The organism is Acidovorax sp. GW101-3H11 (assembly GCF_001633105.1).
In the GTDB taxonomy this organism is placed as follows: domain Bacteria; phylum Pseudomonadota; class Gammaproteobacteria; order Burkholderiales; family Burkholderiaceae_C; genus Acidovorax.
Genome location: NZ_LUKZ01000009.1, coordinates 1,209,926 through 1,231,121 on the forward strand (window position 1 = coordinate 1,209,926; position 21,196 = coordinate 1,231,121).

Annotated in this window: 17 protein-coding genes; 7 read left to right on the plus strand and 10 right to left on the minus strand. The window is 65.5% G+C overall.

The window, feature by feature from the left end:
* Positions 1 to 42 precede the first annotated feature (42 nt).
* Positions 43 to 936 carry a LysR family transcriptional regulator gene (locus tag A1D30_RS11565; RefSeq protein WP_063460754.1) on the plus strand — a complete coding sequence of 298 codons (894 nt, stop codon included), beginning with the start codon at positions 43 to 45 and terminating at the stop codon, positions 934 to 936.
* A 367-nt stretch (positions 937 to 1,303) separates the two neighbouring features.
* Positions 1,304 to 2,296 carry an NAD(P)-dependent alcohol dehydrogenase gene (locus tag A1D30_RS11570; protein ID WP_082836407.1) on the plus strand — a complete coding sequence of 331 codons (993 nt, stop codon included), beginning with the start codon at positions 1,304 to 1,306 and terminating at the stop codon, positions 2,294 to 2,296.
* A gap of 277 nt (positions 2,297 to 2,573) precedes the next feature.
* Here the strand turns inward: A1D30_RS11570 and A1D30_RS11575 are convergent, their stop codons facing one another.
* The 4 genes from A1D30_RS11575 to A1D30_RS11590 all read right to left on the minus strand — a co-directional run bounded on the left by A1D30_RS11575 (position 2,574) and on the right by A1D30_RS11590 (position 7,513).
* Positions 2,574 to 4,790 (minus strand): ATP-binding protein, encoded by a 2,217-nt coding sequence (locus A1D30_RS11575; RefSeq protein ID WP_063460755.1) that lies wholly within the window; start codon positions 4,788 to 4,790, stop codon positions 2,574 to 2,576.
* On the minus strand, positions 4,775 to 6,046 hold the full coding sequence (locus tag A1D30_RS11580; RefSeq protein WP_199865956.1) for a hypothetical protein: 1,272 nt from the start codon (positions 6,044 to 6,046) through the stop codon (positions 4,775 to 4,777). The genes A1D30_RS11575 and A1D30_RS11580 overlap by 16 nt, the downstream gene beginning before the upstream one ends.
* 127 nt (positions 6,047 to 6,173) lie before the next feature.
* Positions 6,174 to 6,635, minus strand: coding sequence for a hypothetical protein (locus tag A1D30_RS11585; RefSeq protein WP_063460757.1), 462 nt, complete (start codon positions 6,633 to 6,635; stop codon positions 6,174 to 6,176).
* A 23-nt stretch (positions 6,636 to 6,658) separates the two neighbouring features.
* A complete protein-coding gene (locus A1D30_RS11590) occupies positions 6,659 to 7,513 on the minus strand; it encodes a hypothetical protein (RefSeq protein ID WP_063460758.1) in 855 nt (284 codons plus the stop codon).
* 418 nt (positions 7,514 to 7,931) lie between these two features.
* On the opposite strand from A1D30_RS11590, the gene A1D30_RS11595 reads away from it, so the two are divergent.
* A complete protein-coding gene (locus tag A1D30_RS11595; RefSeq protein ID WP_063460759.1) occupies positions 7,932 to 8,915 on the plus strand; it encodes a PhnD/SsuA/transferrin family substrate-binding protein in 984 nt (327 codons plus the stop codon).
* A gap of 112 nt (positions 8,916 to 9,027) precedes the next feature.
* On the opposite strand, the gene A1D30_RS11600 is transcribed toward A1D30_RS11595, so the two are convergent.
* On the minus strand, positions 9,028 to 9,690 hold the full coding sequence (locus A1D30_RS11600; RefSeq protein WP_242421858.1) for a hypothetical protein: 663 nt from the start codon (positions 9,688 to 9,690) through the stop codon (positions 9,028 to 9,030).
* A gap of 291 nt (positions 9,691 to 9,981) precedes the next feature.
* On the opposite strand from A1D30_RS11600, the gene A1D30_RS11605 reads away from it, so the two are divergent.
* Positions 9,982 to 10,581 carry a lipocalin family protein gene (locus A1D30_RS11605; protein WP_063460760.1) on the plus strand — a complete coding sequence of 200 codons (600 nt, stop codon included), beginning with the start codon at positions 9,982 to 9,984 and terminating at the stop codon, positions 10,579 to 10,581.
* A 134-nt stretch (positions 10,582 to 10,715) separates the two neighbouring features.
* Here A1D30_RS11605 and A1D30_RS11610 read toward each other — a convergent pair whose 3' ends face one another.
* Genes A1D30_RS11610 through A1D30_RS11625 form a run of 4 tightly spaced genes read right to left on the minus strand, consistent with a single transcriptional unit; the run spans position 10,716 to position 16,414 of the window.
* The gene (locus tag A1D30_RS11610) at positions 10,716 to 12,347 is read right to left on the minus strand and encodes a dipeptide ABC transporter ATP-binding protein (RefSeq protein ID WP_242421873.1); all 1,632 of its coding nucleotides are present in this window, start codon (positions 12,345 to 12,347) and stop codon (positions 10,716 to 10,718) included.
* Between the two features lie 5 nt (positions 12,348 to 12,352).
* Complete coding sequence (locus A1D30_RS11615) at positions 12,353 to 13,408, minus strand: ABC transporter permease (protein WP_109790923.1); 1,056 nt, start codon at positions 13,406 to 13,408, stop codon at positions 12,353 to 12,355.
* Between the two features lie 13 nt (positions 13,409 to 13,421).
* Positions 13,422 to 14,465 carry a microcin C ABC transporter permease YejB gene (gene yejB / locus A1D30_RS11620; protein WP_063460763.1) on the minus strand — a complete coding sequence of 348 codons (1,044 nt, stop codon included), beginning with the start codon at positions 14,463 to 14,465 and terminating at the stop codon, positions 13,422 to 13,424.
* A gap of 11 nt (positions 14,466 to 14,476) precedes the next feature.
* On the minus strand, positions 14,477 to 16,414 hold the full coding sequence (locus A1D30_RS11625) for an extracellular solute-binding protein (RefSeq protein WP_242421859.1): 1,938 nt from the start codon (positions 16,412 to 16,414) through the stop codon (positions 14,477 to 14,479).
* Here A1D30_RS11625 and fabI point away from each other — a divergent pair.
* Together fabI and A1D30_RS11635 are read left to right on the plus strand one after the other, a co-directional pair.
* Positions 16,413 to 17,213 carry an enoyl-ACP reductase FabI gene (gene fabI / locus A1D30_RS11630; protein ID WP_063460765.1) on the plus strand — a complete coding sequence of 267 codons (801 nt, stop codon included), beginning with the start codon at positions 16,413 to 16,415 and terminating at the stop codon, positions 17,211 to 17,213. The genes A1D30_RS11625 and fabI overlap by 2 nt on opposite strands.
* A 134-nt stretch (positions 17,214 to 17,347) precedes the next feature.
* The gene (locus A1D30_RS11635; RefSeq protein ID WP_063460766.1) at positions 17,348 to 18,196 is read left to right on the plus strand and encodes a DNA ligase; all 849 of its coding nucleotides are present in this window, start codon (positions 17,348 to 17,350) and stop codon (positions 18,194 to 18,196) included.
* A gap of 126 nt (positions 18,197 to 18,322) precedes the next feature.
* On the opposite strand, the gene A1D30_RS11640 is transcribed toward A1D30_RS11635, so the two are convergent.
* Entirely contained in the window at positions 18,323 to 20,608 is a 2,286-nt protein-coding gene (locus A1D30_RS11640; protein ID WP_063460767.1) for an arginine/lysine/ornithine decarboxylase, read from the minus strand.
* Positions 20,609 to 20,755: 147 nt separating this feature from the next.
* Here A1D30_RS11640 and A1D30_RS11645 point away from each other — a divergent pair, with 147 nt between their 5' ends.
* Positions 20,756 to 21,181, plus strand: coding sequence for an NfeD family protein (locus A1D30_RS11645; protein WP_063460768.1), 426 nt, complete (start codon positions 20,756 to 20,758; stop codon positions 21,179 to 21,181).
* The last annotated feature ends 15 nt before the right edge of the window (positions 21,182 to 21,196 follow it).

A 21,196-nucleotide genomic window follows, 5' to 3' on the forward strand; every position in this document is an offset into this window, starting at 1 on the left:
GATGAATCCATCTGAAAACCAGATGAATCACACCCACCCCGCATGAGCGCCCCGCACCTCTCCAGCCGCCAGCTCGACGCCTTCCTCGCGCTGGCCGAGCAGCGCAGCTTCACCCGCGCCGCCACGCTGTGCCATTTGTCGCAGCCCGCGTTCAGCGCCCTCATCCGCGCGCTGGAGGACGACCTGGGCCTGCGCCTGTTCGACCGCAGCACGCGGCATGTGGACCTCACGCCCGAGGGGCAGAACTTTCTGGAATCGGCCCGCCGCATCCGCGCAGAGATCACCAGCGCACTGGCCGCCGTGCGCAGTGCCGCCACGCTGCAGCGCGGGCACGTGGCCGTGGCGCTGTTGCCGTCACTGGCGGCGGGCTGGCTGCCGGGTGTGCTGGCGCAGTACCGCACGGCGCACCCGGGCATCGAGATCGACATTGCCGATGTGCTGTCCGAGCCCTGCATCGACCGCGTGGCCAGTGGCCATGCCGACTTTGCGCTGGCCGCCATCCGCGCCGACACGCCTGCGCTGCAGGCCGAGCCGTTTTGCAGCGACAACTTCTACCTGGTGTGCCCTGCAGATCACCCGCTGGCGCGCCGCCGCAAGGCCATCACCGCACAGGACCTGGCCGCGTGGCCCTTCATCCACCTGGCGCGCACCAGCAGCGTGCGGCAGTACCTGGAGGCCGCCTTGCACCCGCAGGCGATGCACACGCTGATGGAAGTGGAGCAGCTCGCCACCGTGATGGGCATGGTGCGCGCGGGCCTGGGCATCAGCGTGGTGCCCGCGCTCACGCTGTTCCACTTCGACCAGCCGGGCCTGGTCACCCGGCCGCTGTCGCTGCCGGGGCTCACGCGGCAGATCTATCTGGTGCGGCGGCGGGACGAGAGCCTGTCGGTGGCGGCGCAGGCGCTGTATGCGCTGGTGATGGCTCAGCGGCCTTGAGGGGCGTAGCGATAAAGCTACATATTTAATAGCTTAAAGTGCTTGATGGGTGCGCGGTAGTGGCCATTTTTATCAAAAAACAGCCCGCCACATCGAGCTGTTCCTGGCGATCGAACCGCCCGTCCAAGGGCATACAAGGCCGCAGAGCATGGGACGGGTGCACGGCGAGCCTTTGCAGCCATCAAGCGGTCTGTCAGTCGATCCCGCAACCCCACAAGGCTAACGCGCAGATGGAGTGCCGCCACCACCGGCCGCCCCTCCCACGGTCGGGTTGTGCACGCACCACCCGGCCGCCTAAGCTGCCCGCAGGCACCTCCACCCCGCCCTTCCCTTCGACTGCGCCACCGGGCGCCCTGCCCTGTTGCCCATGCACACACTCGCCCTGCCCACGTCCACCACCATGCTCGCCTGGGTCTGCACCCGCTATGGCGGCACCGATGTGCTGCGGCTGCGCACCCTGCCCCGCCCGGTGCCCGGCCCGCGCGATGTGCTGGTGCGGGTGCTGGCGGCCAGTGTGTCGTCGGCCGACATGCGCGTGCGCACGCAGAAGCTGCCGCGCGGCTTTGGCCTGCTGGGGCGGCTGGCGTTTGGCATCACGCGGCCGCGCCAGCCGGTGCTGGGCACCGATGTGGCAGGCGTGGTGGAGGCCGTGGGCCGCGCGGTCACCGGCTTTGCCCCCGGCGATGCCGTGGTGGGTGTGGCGGGCGTGGCCATGGGCGGCCATGCCGAGTACTGCCTGCTGCCCAGCACCCGGCCCCTGGTGCACAAGCCCGAGCGCCTGTCGTTTGTAGACGCGGCCTGCCTGCCGTTTGGTGGCTTGGCGGCGCTGCACTTTTTGAACAAGGCCAACCTGCGCGCGGGCGAATCGCTGCTGGTGATTGGCGCAGCGGGCGCGGTGGGCAGCGCCATGGTGCAGCTGGCGCGGCACCGGGGCGCGCATGTCACGGCGGTGTGCAGTGGCGGCAATGTGGCGCTGGCCCGGGCGCTGGGCGCACAGGCCGTGATCGACTACACCGAAGAGGACTTCACCCAGGACCCGCAGCAGTGGGACGTGGTGGCCGACACGGTGGGCGCCAGCAGCTTTGCCGCCTGCCTGCCGCGCCTGACGGAGCATGGCCGCTACCTGGCGGTGGCGGGCAGCCTGGCGCAGGTGCTGGCCCGCCCGCGCGGCACGCGCCGCAGCATTGGCGGCCCGGCGGCCGAGCAGCCTGAGGACCTGCAGACCCTGATGGGCCTGGCCCAGGCCGGTGCGCTGCGGCCGGTGCTGGACTGCGCCTACCCGTTTGCCGACCTGCCTGCGGCACATGCGTATGTGGAGACGGGGCGCAAGCGCGGGGCGGTGGTGGTGGCACTGCCGTGAACCTCCATGCCCACAGCGTCTATCACTATCAAATCAATAGCTAAAAGCGCTTATCCATAGCGCGATAACGGCCTTTTTTCCCCCGCAATAGACACAGATCCCAGACAGAAACAACAACCTGTGCACCAGCACTGAAGGGTGGCCCCCTCTCCCCCTGCGGGAGAGGGTTGGGGAGAGGGGTCCTGCGCCCGCTATGCGCCCGTTTCACCCCCCTCTCCCCGGCCCTCTCCCACAAGGGGAGAGGGAGTGAGGGCCATCGGAAATAAGCCTCTTTGGCTCACACCTTGGCGTCGCTGCGCGCCAGCACGGCCAGCTCCTGGTGCAGCAGCAGTTCCACTTCCGCCGGTTCAAACTGGTCCTGCAGCAGCGGGATGGCAAAGCGGTATTCACCGCCTTCATGCTTGCGCAGCACATAGGCCAGCTGCAGGCGCGCCAGTGACTGGCGCAGCGCCTGCGCGTCGCCCGCGATGCCGTGGCCTTGCAGCAGCTGGGCCAGGGCGACCAGGCTGGCCTGCCCGGTCTGGGCGGTGTGGTAGACCACGATGCGGTCGAGACGGCAGGCGGCTTCGTCGTGGCTCAGACGGCCCCAGCCCGCCAAGGCATCCTGCACGGCCTGCGAGGCCAGGGCCTGGTCGAGATGGCGCTTTTCAATCACGCGCTCGCCGGGCGCCAGTGCCTCCAGGCACTCCTGGCACAGGATGGCGACCAGGTTGGCGCGCTGGCCGCTGGCGTCCACCAGGCGGTCCACCAGGCGCTCGTTGTCAAAGCCTAGGCGCAGTTTGCGCAGCGGCTCGGTGGCCAGCTCGCGGCAGGCGCTGCGCTCCAGGCCGCCAATGGCCAGCACCTCGCCAAAGTTGCGCAGGGGGCTTTGGTAGTCGAGCACGGCCGTGGCATACAAATCCCAGAAGCCCGCGAGCATGAACCAGCAGCGCCCCTCTTCGCTGAGCGCGCGCAGGGTGGACAGCTGCACATAGCCGTTGGCCGATTCGTCACGAAAGAACAGGTCGGCCTCGTCGATGAGCAGCACCAGGCGCTTGCCCTGGTACTGCGCCTGCAGGTGGTCCACGATGGCTTCGAGCGGGGTGTCGGCCGCCAGGCCAAACTGCAGCGCCATGCGCGGCGCCAGGCGGTGGTCGCGCAGCGAGACGTAGTGGCACACGGTGTGCGGGTGGCCCGCCATGCGGCGTTGCACGGCCTTGAGCAGGCTGCTTTTGCCCAGCTGGCGCCCGCCCACCACCAGGTAGTTGGCGGGCTCGCGGTTGATGACGCGGGCGAGCAGCTGGGCGCGGCCAAAAAAGCCGCCCTCGCGCGTCACGCCGCCGCGTGTCTGGTAGGGCGAGATGCGCGTGATGCGCAGCTGTGCGGCCAGCTGGCGCAGCAGCACCTGCAGGGCCTCGCCGCCAATCAGCCATTCGGTCTGGTGGGCGCTGTCCAGCATCACATGCAGGTTGGCGCGGTCGTCGGCATGCGCGCGCAGCAGGGGCCAGGGCGTGTCCACGCTGTGCTCGCACAGGATCAGCAGCACGTCGCTGCCGGTCTGCACGGCGCGCAGCTGGCGCAGCACGGTGGCTTCGTCGATGCCGGGCGTGGGCACAAACACCAGGCAGCGGTCCAGCGACACGGGCAGGTCGGGCGGGAACTGCCACTCAAACACTGCACCGGGCAGCGCCCAGCCGGTGCTGGGCTGGCAGCGTGCCGACACGCGCTCGGCCAGCGCGCGCGCCAGGGCCGGGGCGCGCTCGCCGCCCGTGGCCTGGGCGCAGGCCACGGCGCGGCGCCAGTCCACCGTGCGGATGTCGGCGGCCAGCAAGGTGGCGTCCAGCCGCCGCAGCCAGCGCAGCAGGCGGTCGATCTGCGGCAGGCGCGCGAGCGGCGTGCGGCGCAGGCGTGCGGGGCGCAGCTGGCCCGCACCGATGAGCGGATGGCGCACCACCCACAGCACGGCGCCCACCCCAAAGATCACGGCGCACCAGGCGATCAGCGAGCGCATCCAGCCAAACGGGTCGGCATCGGGCACTTGGGTGGGGCGCTCGAAATCGTCGGTGCTGCCCTCCAGGCAGTTGATGGGCAGGTAGCCCAGGGGGATGGGCGGTTTGCCGGGGCGGCAGGACCAGGTGGTGGTGCCGGGTTTCAGCTCCACCACCACCTGGGTACCTGCGAGCTTGCCCAGCTCGGGGTGCTGGGCGATGTCGGCCTGCAGCACATAGGGGCGCGGGGAGGTGACGCGCAACTGCGGCTGAGCCACCGGGGGGGCGTAGGCATTAATGTCCTTGGGCCAGTGGCCCAGCTCGTTGTGCGCCTGCACCATCGCCACGCGCCATTGCACCAGCTCGCCCCACACCGGGCCCACGTTCATGGTCGCCATGAACCTGCCGCGCGTGGCCGGGTTGTGCTGGGGCGTGAACACCGCACTGACCACAAACAGCGTGACCAGCGCGATGACAACGGCGCGCACCACGGGTTTGGACAGCAGGGGCTTCAGTCCGCCGAGCATGAATCCAGCACCATGAAGCCCGCATCGCGAATGGTGGCGCAGCGCCAGTGCAATCGCGCCGCATCGCCCGTGCCACGCACATGGATCAGGTTGCCCCAGAACAGGGCGCGCAGTTCGTCGTCTTGCAGGTAGGGCCGGGCGCGGCCCAGGTCGTCGGCCTGCAGCAGCTGTAACAGGCGCGCGCGGGTGGCGGGCGCCTGGGCCAGGGGCAAAAAGGTTTGCCACAGGCGCGGGCTGCTGGCCAGGTGGGTGCGCAGGGCACTGGGGGGTGCATCGCCGTTGCCCCCTCTCTGGTCCATTCCCTGGTCCACCAGCCACTGCAAGCCCTCTTCAAACAACGCGGGGTGGCCGCCGCTGAGCGCTTGCAGATCGGCCACCACGGGCTCCGTCCAGGTGTGCTCGGGCCAGCGGTGCCGGGCCAGCTGCAGGAGGTCGTACAGCGACGGGTCGGGCCAGTGGTTGACCTGCGCGATGTTGAGCAGCGAGAGGTCGCCACTGCGGTACTTGAGGTCGGCCAGCGCCTCGCCGCCACACAGCAGCAGGTGCAGGCGGCCGCTGTGCATTTCGCTCAGGCTGCGCAAAATGCCCGCCAGGGTCTCGCGCAGCGCGGGTGTGCCCTGCTCAAAGCGGCTGACCAGGCAGAAGATGCGTTCGCCTGCCAGCAGGCGGCGCTCCAGCGCAGATTCAAACTCGTAGTCCGACGCCACATCGCCCAGGCCACATTGGCGGCCGATGGCGGCGAAGTATTCGGCGGGCACCGTGCTCACGCTGTAGGGCGGCTGGATGTGCAGCACCGAGCCCTCACCATACTGCGCGCGGGCACGCTGCAGCAGCTCGTGCCGAAACGGCGGCTGCCCCCAGTGCGCGGGCGACAGCAGCAGCGAGATGGGGTATGGCACGGCCTGCGCAAGCTGGGCAAACAGCCGGTCCTGAAACGCCGCAAAGGGCTGCGCCGCGCCTGGGGCCACACCCGTGGCCCTGGCCTCGGCCCGCAGCGGCGCTTCGGCCTGCAGCGGAAACTCGGGCGCAAACCCTGCTGCGCTAAGCAGGCGGTTGGTCTCGCTCTCGGTCAGGCGCAGGTAGCGGGTGCAGGCCACCAGCTTGTCGCGCGAGCGCGGGTTGGGCACCGAAATGCCGTTGCGCCAGTTGTTCACCGCCTCGCGGCTCAGGCCGATTTCGGTGGCCACGCCGGAGGCGCTGGCGCGGATGCGCCGCATGTAGACCGACAGAAGATCGGCAAAGGAATCGGGGGACATGGAGTTGTGGACTAACGAAGGCTGGTACACCGAGCCAAAACTAAGGGCAGCGAAAAACATGGGGATGGTGGGCAGGCATTGTCAGCCTTGCCAGACCGCTGCCATCCCACTGCGCACTGCGGATGCACTACGCCAGGCGCTGCACCATGGGCCAGGCTTTATAGCTGGCGAGGCCACAGGCCGTGAGCACCGGGCTGTACAGCACGATGGCGCCGACCACCGGCATCAGCCAACCGGGCTCCTCGTACTCTTCAGCCTCGGCTGTCGCGCCCTCCTTCAAGGGTTCCTTGCTGCGCCCCTCTTCTTTGCCCTCGCCCGAATCGCCGGTCATTTCCTGCACCAGCATCACGGCCACCACCAGCAGCGAGACGGCCAACAGCACCAGGTAGCCGTATTGCAGCGCGGGCTGCGTAAGCGGATAGAAGTAGCCCGCCAGCAGCACGGCCGGGGCCAGAAAGAACGCGTGCATCATGAGCCGGTACCAAGGGATGCCGTCCACCGGCCTCTCCAGCGCCCCCATGACCATGCGGTAGGTGAGCGCCCCCAGCACAAAGATCACCCCACCCCACCATTCGATTTGCGTCAGCATGTTGTTGTTCTCCTGAGATTCTTTTACTGCGCTGCCACCACTGTGGCGGGGCCGCCGTCGCCAGGCGGGTCGGCGTCATCGTCTCCGTCGTCCCCGCGCAGCTCCTTGTGTTCGGTGGCCATGTAGTACAGCGGCAGCGCCACGGCCAGCGCCAGCCCCAGGCCCATCCACAGCCAGAAGCCTTTGAACAGCAACACGGTGACGACCGTGAATGCCACCGCATGCACCAGCCCCTTGAGCCCGGCGCGCAACAGCAGCACGGCGATGAGGCCCTGCACGGGCGACTTGCCGCTTTTGCCCATGGCCCGCGCCATCTCCACAAACGCCTCGGCCGCCTCCTGGGCCTCGCGCTTGCGCTTTTCTTCCTGCTGGCGCAGCTTGGCCACGGCCAGCGGCTTGGCGGGGTCTTTGGAGCAGGCGTAGCGGTCGTCGGCATCGCCCTCGCTGTCTTCGCCGCCTTGCTGAGCGGGCTCGACCACGGCGCGCCACTGCGGGTTGGCGTCCATGAACGCCTGGCGCGACACCCACTGGCCCCGGTCGAAGTGCATGCGCTCGGTTTCGCCAACCTGGTCGTAGAAGACCTCCAGCACCGCCGCCCGCAGGCCGTGGCTGAACAAGGTTTCGATCTGCAGCAAGGGCAGGTCGCTGCTGGTGCCGGTATCGAACTGCAGCACCAGGTGCGACGGCGCCGCAGCCACCGACTGGTTGAACCATTCTGTGTCCCACAACGCCTCCAGGCCGGGGGCGCCCAGCTTGTCCGCCCAGCGCTGGGCCTGCTCGGTGTTGTCTGCGCACAGGTACTGGTAGACCAGCTGAGCGGTCTTGAGCTTGATCGGGTCTTCAAAGAACAGCTGCAGCGTGAGGGTGTTTTGCGACATGGGACTGGAACGGATGAGGAGCGTATTGAGGGTGTTGCGTGATGGCATTGTGTCGGGCCGTGCCGCGCCTGTCCTTCGCGGCCCTGTCCAGGGCGCCGTGCAGCCGGTTGACACACTGTCCAGTGCCTGGGCGCCTTTGCAGAAAGCCCACACACAGTCGCCTGGGTGCCCGATCATCACCCAAAGCCCCTGCATACTCTCGGCCCTCGGGCTCGGCCCGATCCAAGGCAACACTGAACAAGTCCTCGCGGTGGCGCGCGCCCTGGTTGGGGATGGGATGCAAGGCGCAAACCACAGCGATAGCCGTAGCTATCGCGAGGATTTGCAACGCGGCAGACCGCCCCAAGCAGGGATGCGCGGTGCGCGATGGACTTGTTCAGTGTTGCCCTCAAAGCCAACACCCCGGAGGGACCTCACCATGCGATTCGATACCCGCTTTTATGCACTGATGTCTGGCGCAGCGCTGACCCTGAGCCCAGTGGCCGCACAAACAGAGCGCGCCGCCCCCGCCAAGCCTGCTGCCACTGCGCAAGCCGCCAGCCAGTTCGCCAGCAGCCCGCGCGAAAAGCTGGTGGTGGCCATGCCCAAGACCTATGCCAAGGCCGAGACCATGCTGCTGTGGGGCGACTACTTCAACCACCTGGCACGCTGCGGCAACATCGATCTGCAGAACCAGCAGGGCGAATCGCTGGACAAGAGCACCAACATCGACGTGCTGGCAGAAAAAGAACTCATCGACAGCCTGGTGTCTGGCAAGGCACAGCTGGCTCAGGTCAACCCCGGCCTGGTGCCACAACTGGTGGCTGCCGGCCAGCCCACGCCGTTCGGGGTGCCGGGCAACAAGGCCAGCGGGCAACGCAATTCATACAAGCTGATCCTCATCGCGCGCGTAGACAGTCCCTTCACCAAACCGCAGGATTTGGTGGGCAAGAAGATTGCGCACACCACGCCCACCTCCAATTCGGGCAACCTGGCGCCGCGCGCCTTGTTCCCCGCCATCGGACTGATGCCAGACCAGAACTACGAAGTGGTGTTCTCCAACGGCCATGAGCGCTCTGTCACGGGCGTGATGCACGGCTTCTACCCGGCGGCTGCCGTGGCCAGTGACCTGTACCAGCGCATGGTGGTGAAGGGTGATGTGAAGGGCTCCAGCATCCGCACGCTGTGGGAAAGCCCGCCCTTCATGACCGAGACCTGGACGATGGGCAAGGATGTCTCGCCCGACGTGCAGGCGCGTGTGAAGAAGTGCTCCTTCAGCTACAGCTTTTCGCCCAAGCTGCGGCAGCTTCTGCCCGGCAACGACACCTTCCTGCCCATCAACTTTGAACGCGACTTTGGGACCGTGATGGAGGTCTACAACAAGACGCAGAAGGCGCAAGCAGCCAAGGCGGCTGCCAAGTAGCCAGCAGACTGGAAAGAGGCTGGGACTGGCACAGCCGGTTCAACAGCCGCATGCACCAGGCGCGCACTGCGGCATGGGGCGTCTTTCACGCCAGCCCGTGCCTCTGTTGGACTCATGCCCCGGGCGTGCCGTCCACCAGCACCAGGGATGCGAATGGCAGGTGGTGCATCAGCTCCCGCAACACGAGCAGCGTGCCAGCAAAGGCGGGGTCTTCCGGCAGGCCCTCGTGCGCGGCGGGGCGGCCTTCAGACACAGCCGCCAGGCGGTTGAACAAGCGCTCCATGGCGTCGAGCGTCAGCACCCGCTGCGGCCCGGGCGGCACACCTGCCAAGGTTGCCAGCCCGTGCAGCGCCGCGTCGGTAGACCACGGAGCCCACACTTGCCCCTGCGGCAGCAAGCCCTGCAACTGGCGGTGGGCGATGTGCACTTCATCCTCGACCGCAGCAATCGCATTCTCCAGCTCCAGCGGGGCCGGTATGGCGCCTCGAAAGAACTGCCGTGCCGTGCGTGCGCCGCCCAGCGGCAAGCGCAGCCTCACAGTGGGGTCAGGGGTGCCGGTGCCCGCCGCCCAGCTCACCTGCTCGGCCCCCAGGTGCAGGCCACTGCACCATGTGCCCGGCGAGGCCTGGCGCTGCGCCTGTTGGTAGCTGCGCACAGCGGGGTCGTCGGCGGGCAGATCCGGTGCCCGCGTTGGCGCGATCGAATCTGCAGAAGCCACAGCGTCTTCGGTCAAAGGGAACGAGGCAGGCACAGGGGACGAAAAGGGATGGTTCACAAGGCTCCTTGATCGCAGAACGGCCACACAGAACAGGCCATGAAACGCCGCCGCCCGAGGCCCAGTTGCACTCTACCCCCGTCACCATCCCCTGCACACAGAAACGCGCAAAGGGCGCAGGCCAAGGCGGCGCAGGCAGCGCGCATGGCGACACCCGGCGCGCCGCGCCGCCGACAGCGCGCGCCAGCGCCTTCCTACACCGTGCCGCATGTGCCGTACCTACAGTCGGTTGCCAGGCAAGCGCTGCAGCCAGCGCCCCACACACAACAACAGCCCCCAGGAGACACCGCCATGCACGCTATCTGCACCACGCCCCGCCGCGCCCCCTGGCCTTGGATCGTGGGCGCAGCCGCGTTGATGGGGGCGCTGGTGCTGTCGGCCTGCTCCACACCGCGCGCACCCGAGGGCGTGCAGTCCGTCACAGGTTTTGATGTGGACCGCTACACAGGGCACTGGCACGAGGTGGCGCGCATCGAAAACTCCTTTGAGCGTGGCCTGACGCAGGCCACGGCCACGTACAACCGCAGCGCAGACAACACCATCAAGGTGGTGAACCGGGGCTATGACCCTGTGCGCAAGCAGTGGAAGGAAGCGAAGGGCCGCGCCGAGTTTGTGGACAGCCCCAACCGCGCCGCCCTCAAGGTGTCGTTCTTCGGACCGTTTTATGGCGGCTACAACGTGGTGGCGCTGGACGAGAACTACCAGTGGGCCCTGGTGGTGGGCTCCAGCACCGACTATGTGTGGGTGCTGTCACGCACCCCCACCCTGCCCTGGCATGTGCGCGAGCACCTGATGGAGCGCGCACAGGCCCTGGGGGTGGATGTGCGCAAGATCGTGTGGGCACAGCCCGGCGTGGAGCAACATGCGCGGCGCCTGGCGGTCAGGACCTGATCGGCACTCGACGCACCAGGCCCCCCTGCAGGATCGAGGCCAAAGGCCAAGCCTCTGGCGCAACAGGGGATAATCAAATTTGATAGCAGCTCGCGCATAGCAGACAGGCGCAAGCAGCCAATTTGACTCTCAAATTATCCGCCAGGCACTGTGGCGGCAGCCACCAGCCGCTGGGTGTACGGGTGCTGGGGGGCATCCAGCACATCCACCACGCTGCCGCTTTCCAGCACCGCGCCGTCCTTCATGACCAGCACATCGTGCGCCATGGCACGGATCACATCCACGTCGTGGGTGATGAGCAGATAGCTCAGGCCCTTTTCTTTTTGCAGGCGCTGCAGCAAGCCCAGCACCTGCTGCTGGATGGTCACATCCAGCGCGCTGGTGGGCTCGTCGAGCACCAGCACCTGCGGCTGCACGATGAGTGCGCGCGCCACCGCCAGGCGCTGGCGCTGGCCGCCCGAAAACTCATGCGGGTAGCGCGCCAGCAGGCGCGGAAACTGCGCTTCGGTCAGGCCCACCTCGGCCAGTATGGCTTCCACACGGCTGCGGCGCTCGGCCACGGTGAGTGTGGGCTCGTGTACCTTGAGTCCCTCGCCCACGATCTCCTCGACCGTGAGGCGGGGCGACAGGGACGAGAACGGGTCCTGAAACACCACCTGCACCCGGCGGCGCAGCTGCTGGTTGGCAGGCGTGTTGCGCATGGCGGGCTGCTGCCAGGCTTGGCCGCCCACCTGCAGTTGTCCTGTCGAGGGCAACAGCCCCAGGATGGCCTGGGCCAGGGTGGACTTGCCCGAACCGGATTCGCCCACCACGCCCAGTGTCTGGCCGGGCAGCAATTGCAGCGTGGCGCCCTGCACGGCCACAAACTCGCCCTTTTTGAACCAGCCTTGGATGCCCGGCAGCGGCGTGGGGTAGACCACGCGCAGGTCTTGCGTCTGCACCACGGGCGCCGTGCCAGCAGGCGGGTCGGCCAGGGCCACATCGCGGCGCGGCTGGCTGGCAATCAGGCGGCGGGTGTAGGCGTGTTGCGGCGCGCCGAATACTTCGGCTACCGGGCCTTGCTCTACCAGCACGCCCTGCTCCATCACGGCCACGCGGTCGGCAAAGCGGCGCACCAGGTTCAGGTCGTGCGTGATGAGCAGCACGGCCATGCCGGTCTGGCGTTGCAGGTCGCTCAGCAAATCCAGAATCTGCCCGCGCAGGCTCACGTCCAGCGCGGTGGTGGGCTCGTCGGCCAACAGCAGCTTGGGCGCGCTGGCCAGGGCCATGGCGATCATGGCGCGCTGGCGCTGGCCGCCGCTGAGCTGGTGCGGAAAGCTGCCCGCCCGGCGCGCGGGCTCGGGGATTCCGGTCTGCGCCAGCAGATCGATGGTGGCCTGCGCGCACTGCACGCCCGTGAGGCCGCGCTTGAGCTGCAAAATTTCGGCAATCTGCGCGCCAATCGTCATCAGCGGGTTGAGCGCCGTCATGGGCTCCTGGAACACCATGGCGATGTCGTCGCCGCGCACGCCGCGCATCTCGCGCTCGGTCAGCGCCAGCAGGTCGCCCCGGCCTTGAAGATGGGCCTGCCCGGTGATGGCGGCATCGCCCGCCAGGCGCAGCAGGCTCAAGGCGGTGATGGTCTTGCCCGAGCCAGACTCGCCCACCAGCGCGAGTTTCTCGCCAGCGGCAATGTGGAGATTGACACCCCGCACCACCTCTTTGGTGCCAAAGCGCACATGCAGGTCCTGCACCTGCAGCAGGGGTGGATTGTTGGCCGATGAGATTACGGTCACAGGTCGGCCTTTCTGGGGTCCAGCGCATCGCGCAGTGCGTCGCCCATGAAGGTGAGCAAGAGAAGGGTAGTGACCAGCACGCCAAAGGTCGAAAGCGAAATCCACCACGCGTCGATGCTGTTCTTGCCCTGGCTCAGCAGCTCGCCCAGCGACGGTGTGCCAGGCGGCACGCCCAGGCCCAGAAAGTCGAGCGAGGTGAGCGCAAGGATGGCCGCACTCATGCGGAACGGCAGGAAGGTGACCACGGGCGTCAGGCTGTTGGGCAGGATATGGCGCCAGATGATCTGCAGGTTGCCCACCCCCAGGGCTCGCGCAGCCTTCACATAGTCCAGTTGGCGGTTGCGCAGGAACTCGGCGCGCACGTAGTCCGACAGCCCCATCCAGCCAAACAGGCTGAGCAAGATGAGCAGCAGCGAAATGCTGGGCGCAAACACCGCACTGAAGATGATGAGCAGGTACAGCTCGGGCATGGAGCCCCAGATCTCGATGAAGCGCTGGAACGCAAGGTCGATCTTGCCACCAAAGAAGCCCTGGATGGCCCCCGTGACAACGCCCAGCAGCACGCCGGTGACGGTGAGCGCCAGGCCAAACAGCACACTCACCCGAAAGCCATAGAGCAGCTGCGCCAGCAGGTCACGCCCCCGGTCGTCCGTGCCCAGCCAGTTGTCGGCCGTGGGCGCCGAGGGGTTGGGCGCCTTGGCAAAGTAGTTGAGCGTGTTGGGGCCATAGGGGTTGAGGGTGTACAGCGCCCAGTTGCTGCCGGTGCTCAGCCGCTCCTTGATGAAGGGGTCGAGGTAGTCGGTGGGGGTTTCAAAGTCGCCCCCGAAGGTTTTTTCGGGGTAGTCCTTGAGCATGGGGAAGTAGGTCTGCCCCTCGTAGCGCACCACCAGCGGCTTGTCGTTGCTGACCAGCTCGGCGCACAGGCTGACCAGCACCAGGGCGCAAAAAATGAGCAGGCTCCAGTACCCCAGCCGGTTGCGCTTGAAACGCAGCCAGGCGCGGCGGGATGGGGAGAGTGAAATCGGGGCAGCAGCAGGACTCATCGGGGCCATCGGTGCGTTCGGGCTAGTCAAACTTCACGCGCGGGTCCACCCACACATAACAAAGGTCGCTGATGAGCTTGGTCACCAGCCCGATCAGCGTGAACAAATACAGCGTGCCCAGCACCACCGGGTAGTCGCGGCGGATCACGCTCTCGTAGCTGAGCAGGCCGAGGCCGTCGAGCGAGAACAGGGTTTCGATGAGCAGCGAGCCCGCAAAGAACGCGCCAATGAACGCGGCCGGAAAGCCGGTAACGATGGGGATGAGCGCGTTGCGGAACACATGCTTCCACAGCACCTGGCGCTCGCTCAAGCCTTTGGCACGGGCCGTGAGCACATACTGCTTGCGGATTTCTTCGAGGAACGCGTTTTTGGTCAGCATGGCCGTGACGGCAAAACTGCCCAGCACCATGGCGATCACCGGCAGCGTGATGTGCCACAGGTAGTCCACGATGCGCGCGCCCCAGGACAGCTGCTCCCAGTTGGCCGATGTGAGCCCCCTAAGCGGAAACCACTGCAGTTGCCCGCCGAAGATCACCAAAAGCGCCACACCCAGCACGAAGCCGGGTATGGCGTAGCCGACCAGGATGAGCAAGGTGGTGACCAGATCGAACCGCGACCCCGCCCGCACCGCCTTGGCAACGCCCAGAGGCACGGCAACCAGATAGCTGATGAAAAAGGTCCACAGGCCCAGGCTGATGGAAACGGGGAGCTTTTCACGCACAAGGTCAGAGACGGCTTTTCGTTGATAGAAACTCTGCCCCAGGTCAAACCGCGCAAACGACCAAAGCATTTGCGCGAAGCGCTCATGCGCAGGCTTGTCGAACCCGTACAGCGCCTTGATTTCCTCCAGTTGCTTCGGGCTCAACCCTTGGCGGCCACGGTAATCCCCTCCCGCTCCTGCACTCGGCGAAGCGCCCTCCCCACCGGAAGAGCGCCCCTGCAACTGCGACACCAGTTGCTCCACCGGCCCGCCGGGTACAAACTGGATGACCACAAAGGTCAGCAGCAGCACCCCCAGCAGCGTGGGCACCATCAACAAGATGCGTTTGAGTATGTAGCTGAGCATGCAGTGTGACCCTAGCGGTTGGTTGGCGAAGCCCACCACGTGGCGGCAGCCCAAGAATCCGGCTGGTAATAGGGCGGAATTGTCGAGGGCAAGACAAAACCAGCGGGCCGGTAGCCCACAAAAAACTCGTCGCTGTACCACTGCGGAATCGAGTAGTAGCCGTGCGACAAAACACGGTCCAGCGCACGCATCGCCGCAGAGACATCCGCCTTGGTCTGTGCACTAAGCACCGAACGAATCAGGCTGTCCACCGCTGGATCGGCAATGCCCCACATGTTGGCCGAGCCGGGTGTCGCGGCGGCCTTGGAGCCAAAGTATTCAAAGAGCTCGCTGCCTGGGGAAGTCCGTCCTGGAATACGAAGGCTGCCCAGCTCGAATTCGAACTCATCCATCCGCTGCTGGTAGAGGGCTCCGTCCACATTGCGTATCTTCAGGTTGATCCCCAGCTTTTTCAAAGCAATCTGCATGGGGCTGACCAGTCGCACCGAGGACGGCTGTGCATTCAGGTACTCCATCTCGAACGCATCGCCCTGGGCGTTTCTCAGCGCTCCGTCACGGTAGACCCAGCCTGCCTCCGCCAACAACTGTTTCGCCTGGCGCAGGTTGTCCCGCAAACTGGATGGAGGCAGCGTGCTGGGTGATCGCAAGGCCGGGCCAAACACGTCGGGGCTCAGCTTGTCGCGCAGCGGCTCCAGCAAAGCCATTTCTGCAGGCCCTGGCAGCCCCGACGCATGGAAGTCACTGTTCGGGAAATACCCCTCCACCCGCTTGTACAAACCATAAAACATCTGGCGATTGAGCCACTCGAAGTCCATCGTCAGCGCAATAGCCTTGCGAACGCGAATGTCCTTGAACTTGGGATTGCGCAGGTTGAATGTGTAGCCTTGGAAATCACCAGGATTGCGGTGCTCGAACACCTGCTTCTTGACGGCGCCGGAGTCAAAAGCCTTGCCCTTGTATTGGCGCGCCCAGTTTTTGGAAACGAACTCCCGCTTCAGGTCATATTCACCCGCTTTGAGCCCTTCAAACCGGCTGGTGTCATCGAGATAGAGTTTGTAGGTGATGCGATCAAAGTTGTAGAGACCCTTGCGCACCGGCAAGGAAGCACCCCAGTAATTCTTGTCACGAACATAGGTAATATCGCGCCCCAGTTGCCCACTGGAGGGCCGGTAGGGCCCCGAGGCAATGGGCACATCTGTGATGACTGCATCGAAGGGCTTTCCAGCCCCCCATTTCCGGCTGAAAACCGGGACACTCCCAGCCACAAGCGGCAGTTCTCGATTGGAACTGGCAAATTCAAATTTGACCAAGCGCTCAGCCAGCGCCCGGACCTCTTTGATATCCCCAAAGATCGTCTTGAACTGCGGCGATGCCTGCTTGCTCATCAGGGTGTTGAAAGAATGGACCACATCGGCGGCCATCACTGCAGACCCATCGCTGAATCGCGCTTCCTTGCGAATGCGAAAGGTGGCCGACAAACCATCCGGCGCCACCTCCACGTCTTCTGCGAGCAAGCCGTACCCTGTGGACGGTTCCTCTGAATTACCGATCAACAGGGACTCGAAAACCAACTCCAGCATCCCCGCAGGCGGCGTTCCCTTCAGCGTGAACGGATTGAACTTGTCGAAATTGGTGACCGCAATCGGCGGGACCAAACGAATCTCTCCGCCCTTTGGAGCGTTCGGATTGACATAGTCAAAATGGGTAAAACCCGGCGGGTACTTCACATCACCAAACTGCGCATAGGCATGTGCGGCCCAGGAAGCCGGGCCGAAAACCATGCCACACACAGCGCACAACACCGCGCGGACCCAGCGAGAACAGACTGCAACAAGCCACATGCGACAATTCTGCACTACGTTCATCGGCCACCGCAGCGAGTAGCGCATAACCACATGCAGCGCGCCAGCGGGGCGCCCTCCCCCCAATTCCACAAGGAGAACAAACATGGGTTTTCTGACCGGCAAGAAGCTGCTCATCACGGGTGTTTTGTCCAACCGCTCCATCGCCTACGGCATCGCCAAGGCCTGCCACGAACAAGGCGCCGAGCTGGCGTTCAGCTACGTGGGCGAGCGCTTCAAGGACCGCATCACCGACTTTGCTGCCGAGTTCAACTCCACGCTGGTGTTTGACTGCGACGTGGCGAGCGACGAGCAGATCGAGCGCATGTTTGCCGAGCTGTCGCAGACCTGGCCGAAGTTCGACGGCTTTGTGCACAGCATCGGCTTTGCACCGCGCGAGGCGATTGCGGGCAACTTCCTCGACGGCCTGAGCCGCGAAGGCTTCCGCATTGCGCACGACATCAGCGCCTACAGCTTCCCGGCCATGGCCAAAGCCGCCCTGCCCTACCTGAACGACAAGTCGTCGCTGATCACCCTGAGCTACTTGGGTGCGCTGCGCTCCATCCCCAACTACAACACCATGGGCCTGGCCAAGGCCAGCCTCGAAGCCTCGGTGCGCTACCTGGCCGAGGCCGTGGGCCGCACTGCAGACGGCCGCAGCATCCGCGCCAACGGCATCAGCGCGGGCCCCATCAAGACGCTGGCGGCCAGCGGCATCAAGGACTTTGGCAAGCTGCTGTCCCGCGTGGCCGATGCCTCGCCCCTGCGCCGCAATGTGACGATTGAAGACGTGGGCAATGTGGCGGCCTTCCTGCTGTCCGACCTGGCCTCGGGCATGACCGCCGAGATCACCTACGTGGATGGCGGCTTCAGCCAGACGGCGGGCCTGTCTGCCGACCAGGTCTGAGCGCACCGCACCCCGGACACCCTGCGGACCACACCGAAATATTGAACAAAATGGCTGCTACCGCGCATCCATCATGCGCAAGCAGCTATATTTTCAATAGCAAACTAACCCGCAGGCATTGGCTGGGCCTGGGGATGCTGGGCCTGCTGCCTGTCGCCATGGCGGTGCACGCAGCCGATGCCCCCGCCCTGCTGCTGGCCAATGTGTACCGCCCCGGGATGCCGCTGGCCGACTACTGGGTGAGCGAGAAGTACGACGGCGTGCGGGGCTACTGGGACGGCCACACGCTGCGCACGCGGGGTGGCGAAACCGTGGCCGCGCCCGCCTGGTTCACCGCAGGCTGGCCCGCCACGCCCATGGACGGCGAGCTGTGGGCGGGGCGCGGACGTTTTGCGCACGCCCAATCCACCACACGCCAGCAGCAACCAGACGATGCGGCCTGGCGGCAGATGCGCTTCATGGTGTTTGACCTGCCCACCCAGGGCGGCCCGTTTGATGAACGCCTGCCCGCCCTGAAAGCCCTGGTGGCGCAAATCCACCAACCTTGGGTGCAGGCCGTGCCGCAACAGCGCGTGGCCACCGATGCCGCCCTGCAAGCCCTGCTGCAGCGCACGGTGCGCGCGGGCGGCGAGGGGCTGATGCTGCACAAGGGCAGTTCGCTGTACCGTTCAGGCCGCAGCGACGATCTCATCAAGCTCAAGACCCACGAAGACACCGAGGCCCTGGTGGTGGGCCACCTGCCGGGCAAGGGCAAACATGCCGGGCGGCTGGGCGCGCTGCTGGTGGAGATGCCCTCGGGCCAGCGCTTCAGGCTGGGCGCGGGGCTGACGGATGCCGACCGCGCCGATCCTCCGCCCATCGGCAGCTGGGTGACTTATCGCTTCCGAGGCACACACGACGGCGGCCTGCCGCGTTTTGCGAGTTTTGTGCGGGTGCGGCTGGACCGGCCTGTTGCCACGATTCCCACAACCGCCACACGCTGATTCAACTATCAAAAAAATAGCTGCCAGCGCTTGATGGACGCGCGCTGACAGCCTTTTTGACTCAAACTTTCACCCACCCCACCAGGCCCCGGCCGTGGTGGGACTGTGGGCGGGATGTGAACTGACTCAGGGCTTGCCCGCGACGCAGTCGGCGTAGTAACGCACCTGGCCGCTCTCGTCCTCCACCTCCACCAGGCCGTGGATGTCGGTCTCGAAACCCGGGCACAGCTTGGCGAACTCGCGCGCGAACTTGAGGTAGTCCACGATCTTCTTGTTGAACACTTCGCCGGGGATCAGCAGCGGGATGCCCGGTGGGTACGGCGTGACCAGGCCCACGGTGATGCGGCCTTCGAGGTTGTCGATCTCCACGCGCTCGGTCGTGCGGTGCGCAATGTGCGCGTAGGCGTCCGAGGGCTTCATGGCGGGCGTGAGGTCCGAGAGGTACATCTCGGTCGTCAGGCGCGCGATGTCGTACTTGGCGTACATCTCGTGCACATGCTGGCAGAGGTCGCGCAGGCCCATGCGCTCGTAGCGCTTGTGCTGCTGGCAGAACTCCGGAAGGATGCGCCACATGGGCTGATTCTTCTCGTAGTCGTCCTTGAACTGCTGCAGCGCCGTGAGCAGCGTGTTCCAGCGGCCCTTGGTGATGCCGATGGTGAACATGATGAAGAAGCTGTACAGGCCCGTCTTCTCCACCACCACGCCATGCTCGGCGAGGTACTTGGTCACGATGGACGCAGGAATGCCGGTCTTGTCGAACTTGCCATCCAGGTTCAGGCCCGGCGTGACGATGGTGGACTTGATCGGGTCCAGCATGTTGAAGCCATCGGCCAGCTGGCCAAAGCCGTGCCACTTGCTGCCGTTCTTCTTGCCCTTGCCGTCGCTGCGGATGATCCAGTCCTCGGCGCGGCCCAGGCCCTCGTCCACCAACTTGTCGGGGCCCCAGACCTTGAACCACCAGTCGTTCTTGCCGAAGTCTTCTTCCACCTGGCGCATGGCGCGGCGAAAGTCCAGGGCTTCGAGCAGGCTTTCCTCCACCAGTGCGGTGCCGCCGGGCGGCTCCATCATCGCGGCGGCCACGTCGCAGCTGGCGATGATGCTGTACTGCGGCGATGTGGACGTGTGCATCAGGTAGGCCTCATTGAAGAGGTGCCTGTCGAGCTTGGCGGTCTGCGAGTCCTGCACCAGCACATGCGATGCCTGGCTGATGCCGGCCAGCAGCTTGTGGATGGACTGCGTGGCATACGTCACCGAATACTTGGGGCGCGTGCGCTTCTTGCCCATGGCGTGGTAGCTGCCGTAGAACGGGTGGAAAGCCGCGTGCGGCAGCCAGGCCTCGTCAAAGTGCAGGTTGTCCACGTAGCCATCGAGCATGCCCTTGATGGTCTCGGTGTTGTAGAGCACGCCGTCGTAGGTGCTCTGCGTGAGCGTGAGCACGCGCGGCTTGACCTTCTTGGCATCCACGCCCTTGAGCAGCGGGTTGGCCTTGATCTTGGCCTGGATGGCGGCGGGCTCGAACTCGCTTTGAGGGATGGGGCCGATGATGCCGAAGTGGTTGCGCGTGGGCTTCATGAACACGGGGATGGCCCCGGTCATGATGATGCTGTGCAGGATGGACTTGTGGCAGTTGCGGTCTACCACCACCACATCGCCCGGCGCCACGGTGTGGTGCCACACCATCTTGTTGGAGGTGCTGGTGCCGTTGGTCACGAAGAAGCAGTGGTCGGCATTGAAAATGCGCGCGGCGTTGCGCTCCGATTCGCCAATGGCGCCGTTGTGGTCCAGCAGCTGGCCCAGTTCTTCCACCGCGTTGCACACGTCGGCGCGCAGCATGTTCTCGCCATAGAACTGGTGGTACATCTGGCCCACGGGGCTTTTCAGGAAGGCCACGCCGCCCGAATGGCCGGGGCAGTGCCAGCTGTACGAGCCGTCTTCAGCGTAGTCCAGCAGCGCCTTGAAGAACGGCGGCTGCACGCTTTCGAGGTAGCTCTTGGCCTCGCGGATGATGTGGCGCGCCACGAACTCGGGCGTATCCTCGAACATGTGGATGAAGCCGTGCAGCTCGCGCAGGATGTCGTTGGGCAGGTGGCGGCTGGTCTTGGTCTCGCCGTGCACGTAGATAGGCACATCGGCGTTCTTGCGGCGCACCTCGCCGATGAAGTTGCGCAGGCTCAGAACGATCGGGTCCAGCCCCTCGCCCACGGTGAACTCTTCATCGTCGATGGACAGGATGAAAGCGCTGGCGCGGCTTTGCTGCTGCGCAAATTGGGACAAATCCCCATAGCTGGTGACCCCAACCACCTCGAAACCCTCAGTCTCGATGGCCTGCGCCAGGGCGCGGATACCCAGACCCGAGGTGTTCTCGGAACGATAGTCTTCATCGATGATGATGATGGGAAAGCGAAACTTCATGCGCAGCCTCCAAGGAGCCGTGGCCTGCCCGGCCAAAAAACGAAATAGGCGCGAAGTGTAAGGAATAACGTTGACGCGCCTTTGAACTGCCATCCTTTTGACCCAGAATGTGGTGCACTAAACACAACCGACCCAAGGAGGTTCAGCATGGAGGCATCCACCATCTGGTGGCTGGCAGCGGGGGCCGTGGTCGTTGCGGAGCTGCTTACCGGGACGTTTTATCTGCTGATGGTGGCGCTGGGGCTGGTTGCTGCAGCGTTGGCCGCCCACATCGGACTCTCGGCAGCAATGCAAATCGTGGCGGCTGCAGCGGTTGGCGGTGTTGCCGTGGTGGGTTGGTACTACTTCAAGAAGAAGCGACCGGAAGACCCCTCGGCCCGCGCCGACCGCAGCGTGAACCTGGATGTGGGGGAAACCATTCTCATCAGCGAATGGAGTTCTGACGGCACCACCCAAGTGAAATACCGAGGCGCAAGCTGGACCGCGATTCATCGGCCCGGCGTGACGCCTGCCACCGGAATGCACAAAGTTGTCGAGCTCGTAGGCAACCGCCTGCTGGTAGAACCTTTGTAACCCTCTTTTTCAGCA

What these genes read in the sequence shown, in the direction of transcription:
- A1D30_RS11565 (WP_063460754.1), top strand. Translation starts at nt 43, where the DNA reads ATGAGCGCCCCGCACCTCTCCAGCCGCCAGCTCGACGCCTTCCTCGCG.
- A1D30_RS11570 (WP_082836407.1), top strand. Translation starts at nt 1,304, where the DNA reads ATGCACACACTCGCCCTGCCCACGTCCACCACCATGCTCGCCTGGGTC.
- A1D30_RS11575 (WP_063460755.1), bottom strand. Translation starts at nt 4,790, where the DNA reads ATGCTCGGCGGACTGAAGCCCCTGCTGTCCAAACCCGTGGTGCGCGCC.
- A1D30_RS11580 (WP_199865956.1), bottom strand. Translation starts at nt 6,046, where the DNA reads ATGTCCCCCGATTCCTTTGCCGATCTTCTGTCGGTCTACATGCGGCGC.
- A1D30_RS11585 (WP_063460757.1), bottom strand. Translation starts at nt 6,635, where the DNA reads ATGCTGACGCAAATCGAATGGTGGGGTGGGGTGATCTTTGTGCTGGGG.
- A1D30_RS11590 (WP_063460758.1), bottom strand. Translation starts at nt 7,513, where the DNA reads ATGTCGCAAAACACCCTCACGCTGCAGCTGTTCTTTGAAGACCCGATC.
- A1D30_RS11595 (WP_063460759.1), top strand. Translation starts at nt 7,932, where the DNA reads ATGCGATTCGATACCCGCTTTTATGCACTGATGTCTGGCGCAGCGCTG.
- A1D30_RS11605 (WP_063460760.1), top strand. Translation starts at nt 9,982, where the DNA reads ATGCACGCTATCTGCACCACGCCCCGCCGCGCCCCCTGGCCTTGGATC.
- A1D30_RS11615 (WP_109790923.1), bottom strand. Translation starts at nt 13,408, where the DNA reads ATGGCCCCGATGAGTCCTGCTGCTGCCCCGATTTCACTCTCCCCATCC.
- yejB (WP_063460763.1), bottom strand. Translation starts at nt 14,465, where the DNA reads ATGCTCAGCTACATACTCAAACGCATCTTGTTGATGGTGCCCACGCTG.
- fabI (WP_063460765.1), top strand. Translation starts at nt 16,413, where the DNA reads ATGGGTTTTCTGACCGGCAAGAAGCTGCTCATCACGGGTGTTTTGTCC.
- A1D30_RS11625 (WP_242421859.1), bottom strand. Translation starts at nt 16,414, where the DNA reads ATGTTTGTTCTCCTTGTGGAATTGGGGGGAGGGCGCCCCGCTGGCGCG.
- A1D30_RS11635 (WP_063460766.1), top strand. Translation starts at nt 17,348, where the DNA reads ATGCTGGGCCTGCTGCCTGTCGCCATGGCGGTGCACGCAGCCGATGCC.
- A1D30_RS11640 (WP_063460767.1), bottom strand. Translation starts at nt 20,608, where the DNA reads ATGAAGTTTCGCTTTCCCATCATCATCATCGATGAAGACTATCGTTCC.
- A1D30_RS11645 (WP_063460768.1), top strand. Translation starts at nt 20,756, where the DNA reads ATGGAGGCATCCACCATCTGGTGGCTGGCAGCGGGGGCCGTGGTCGTT.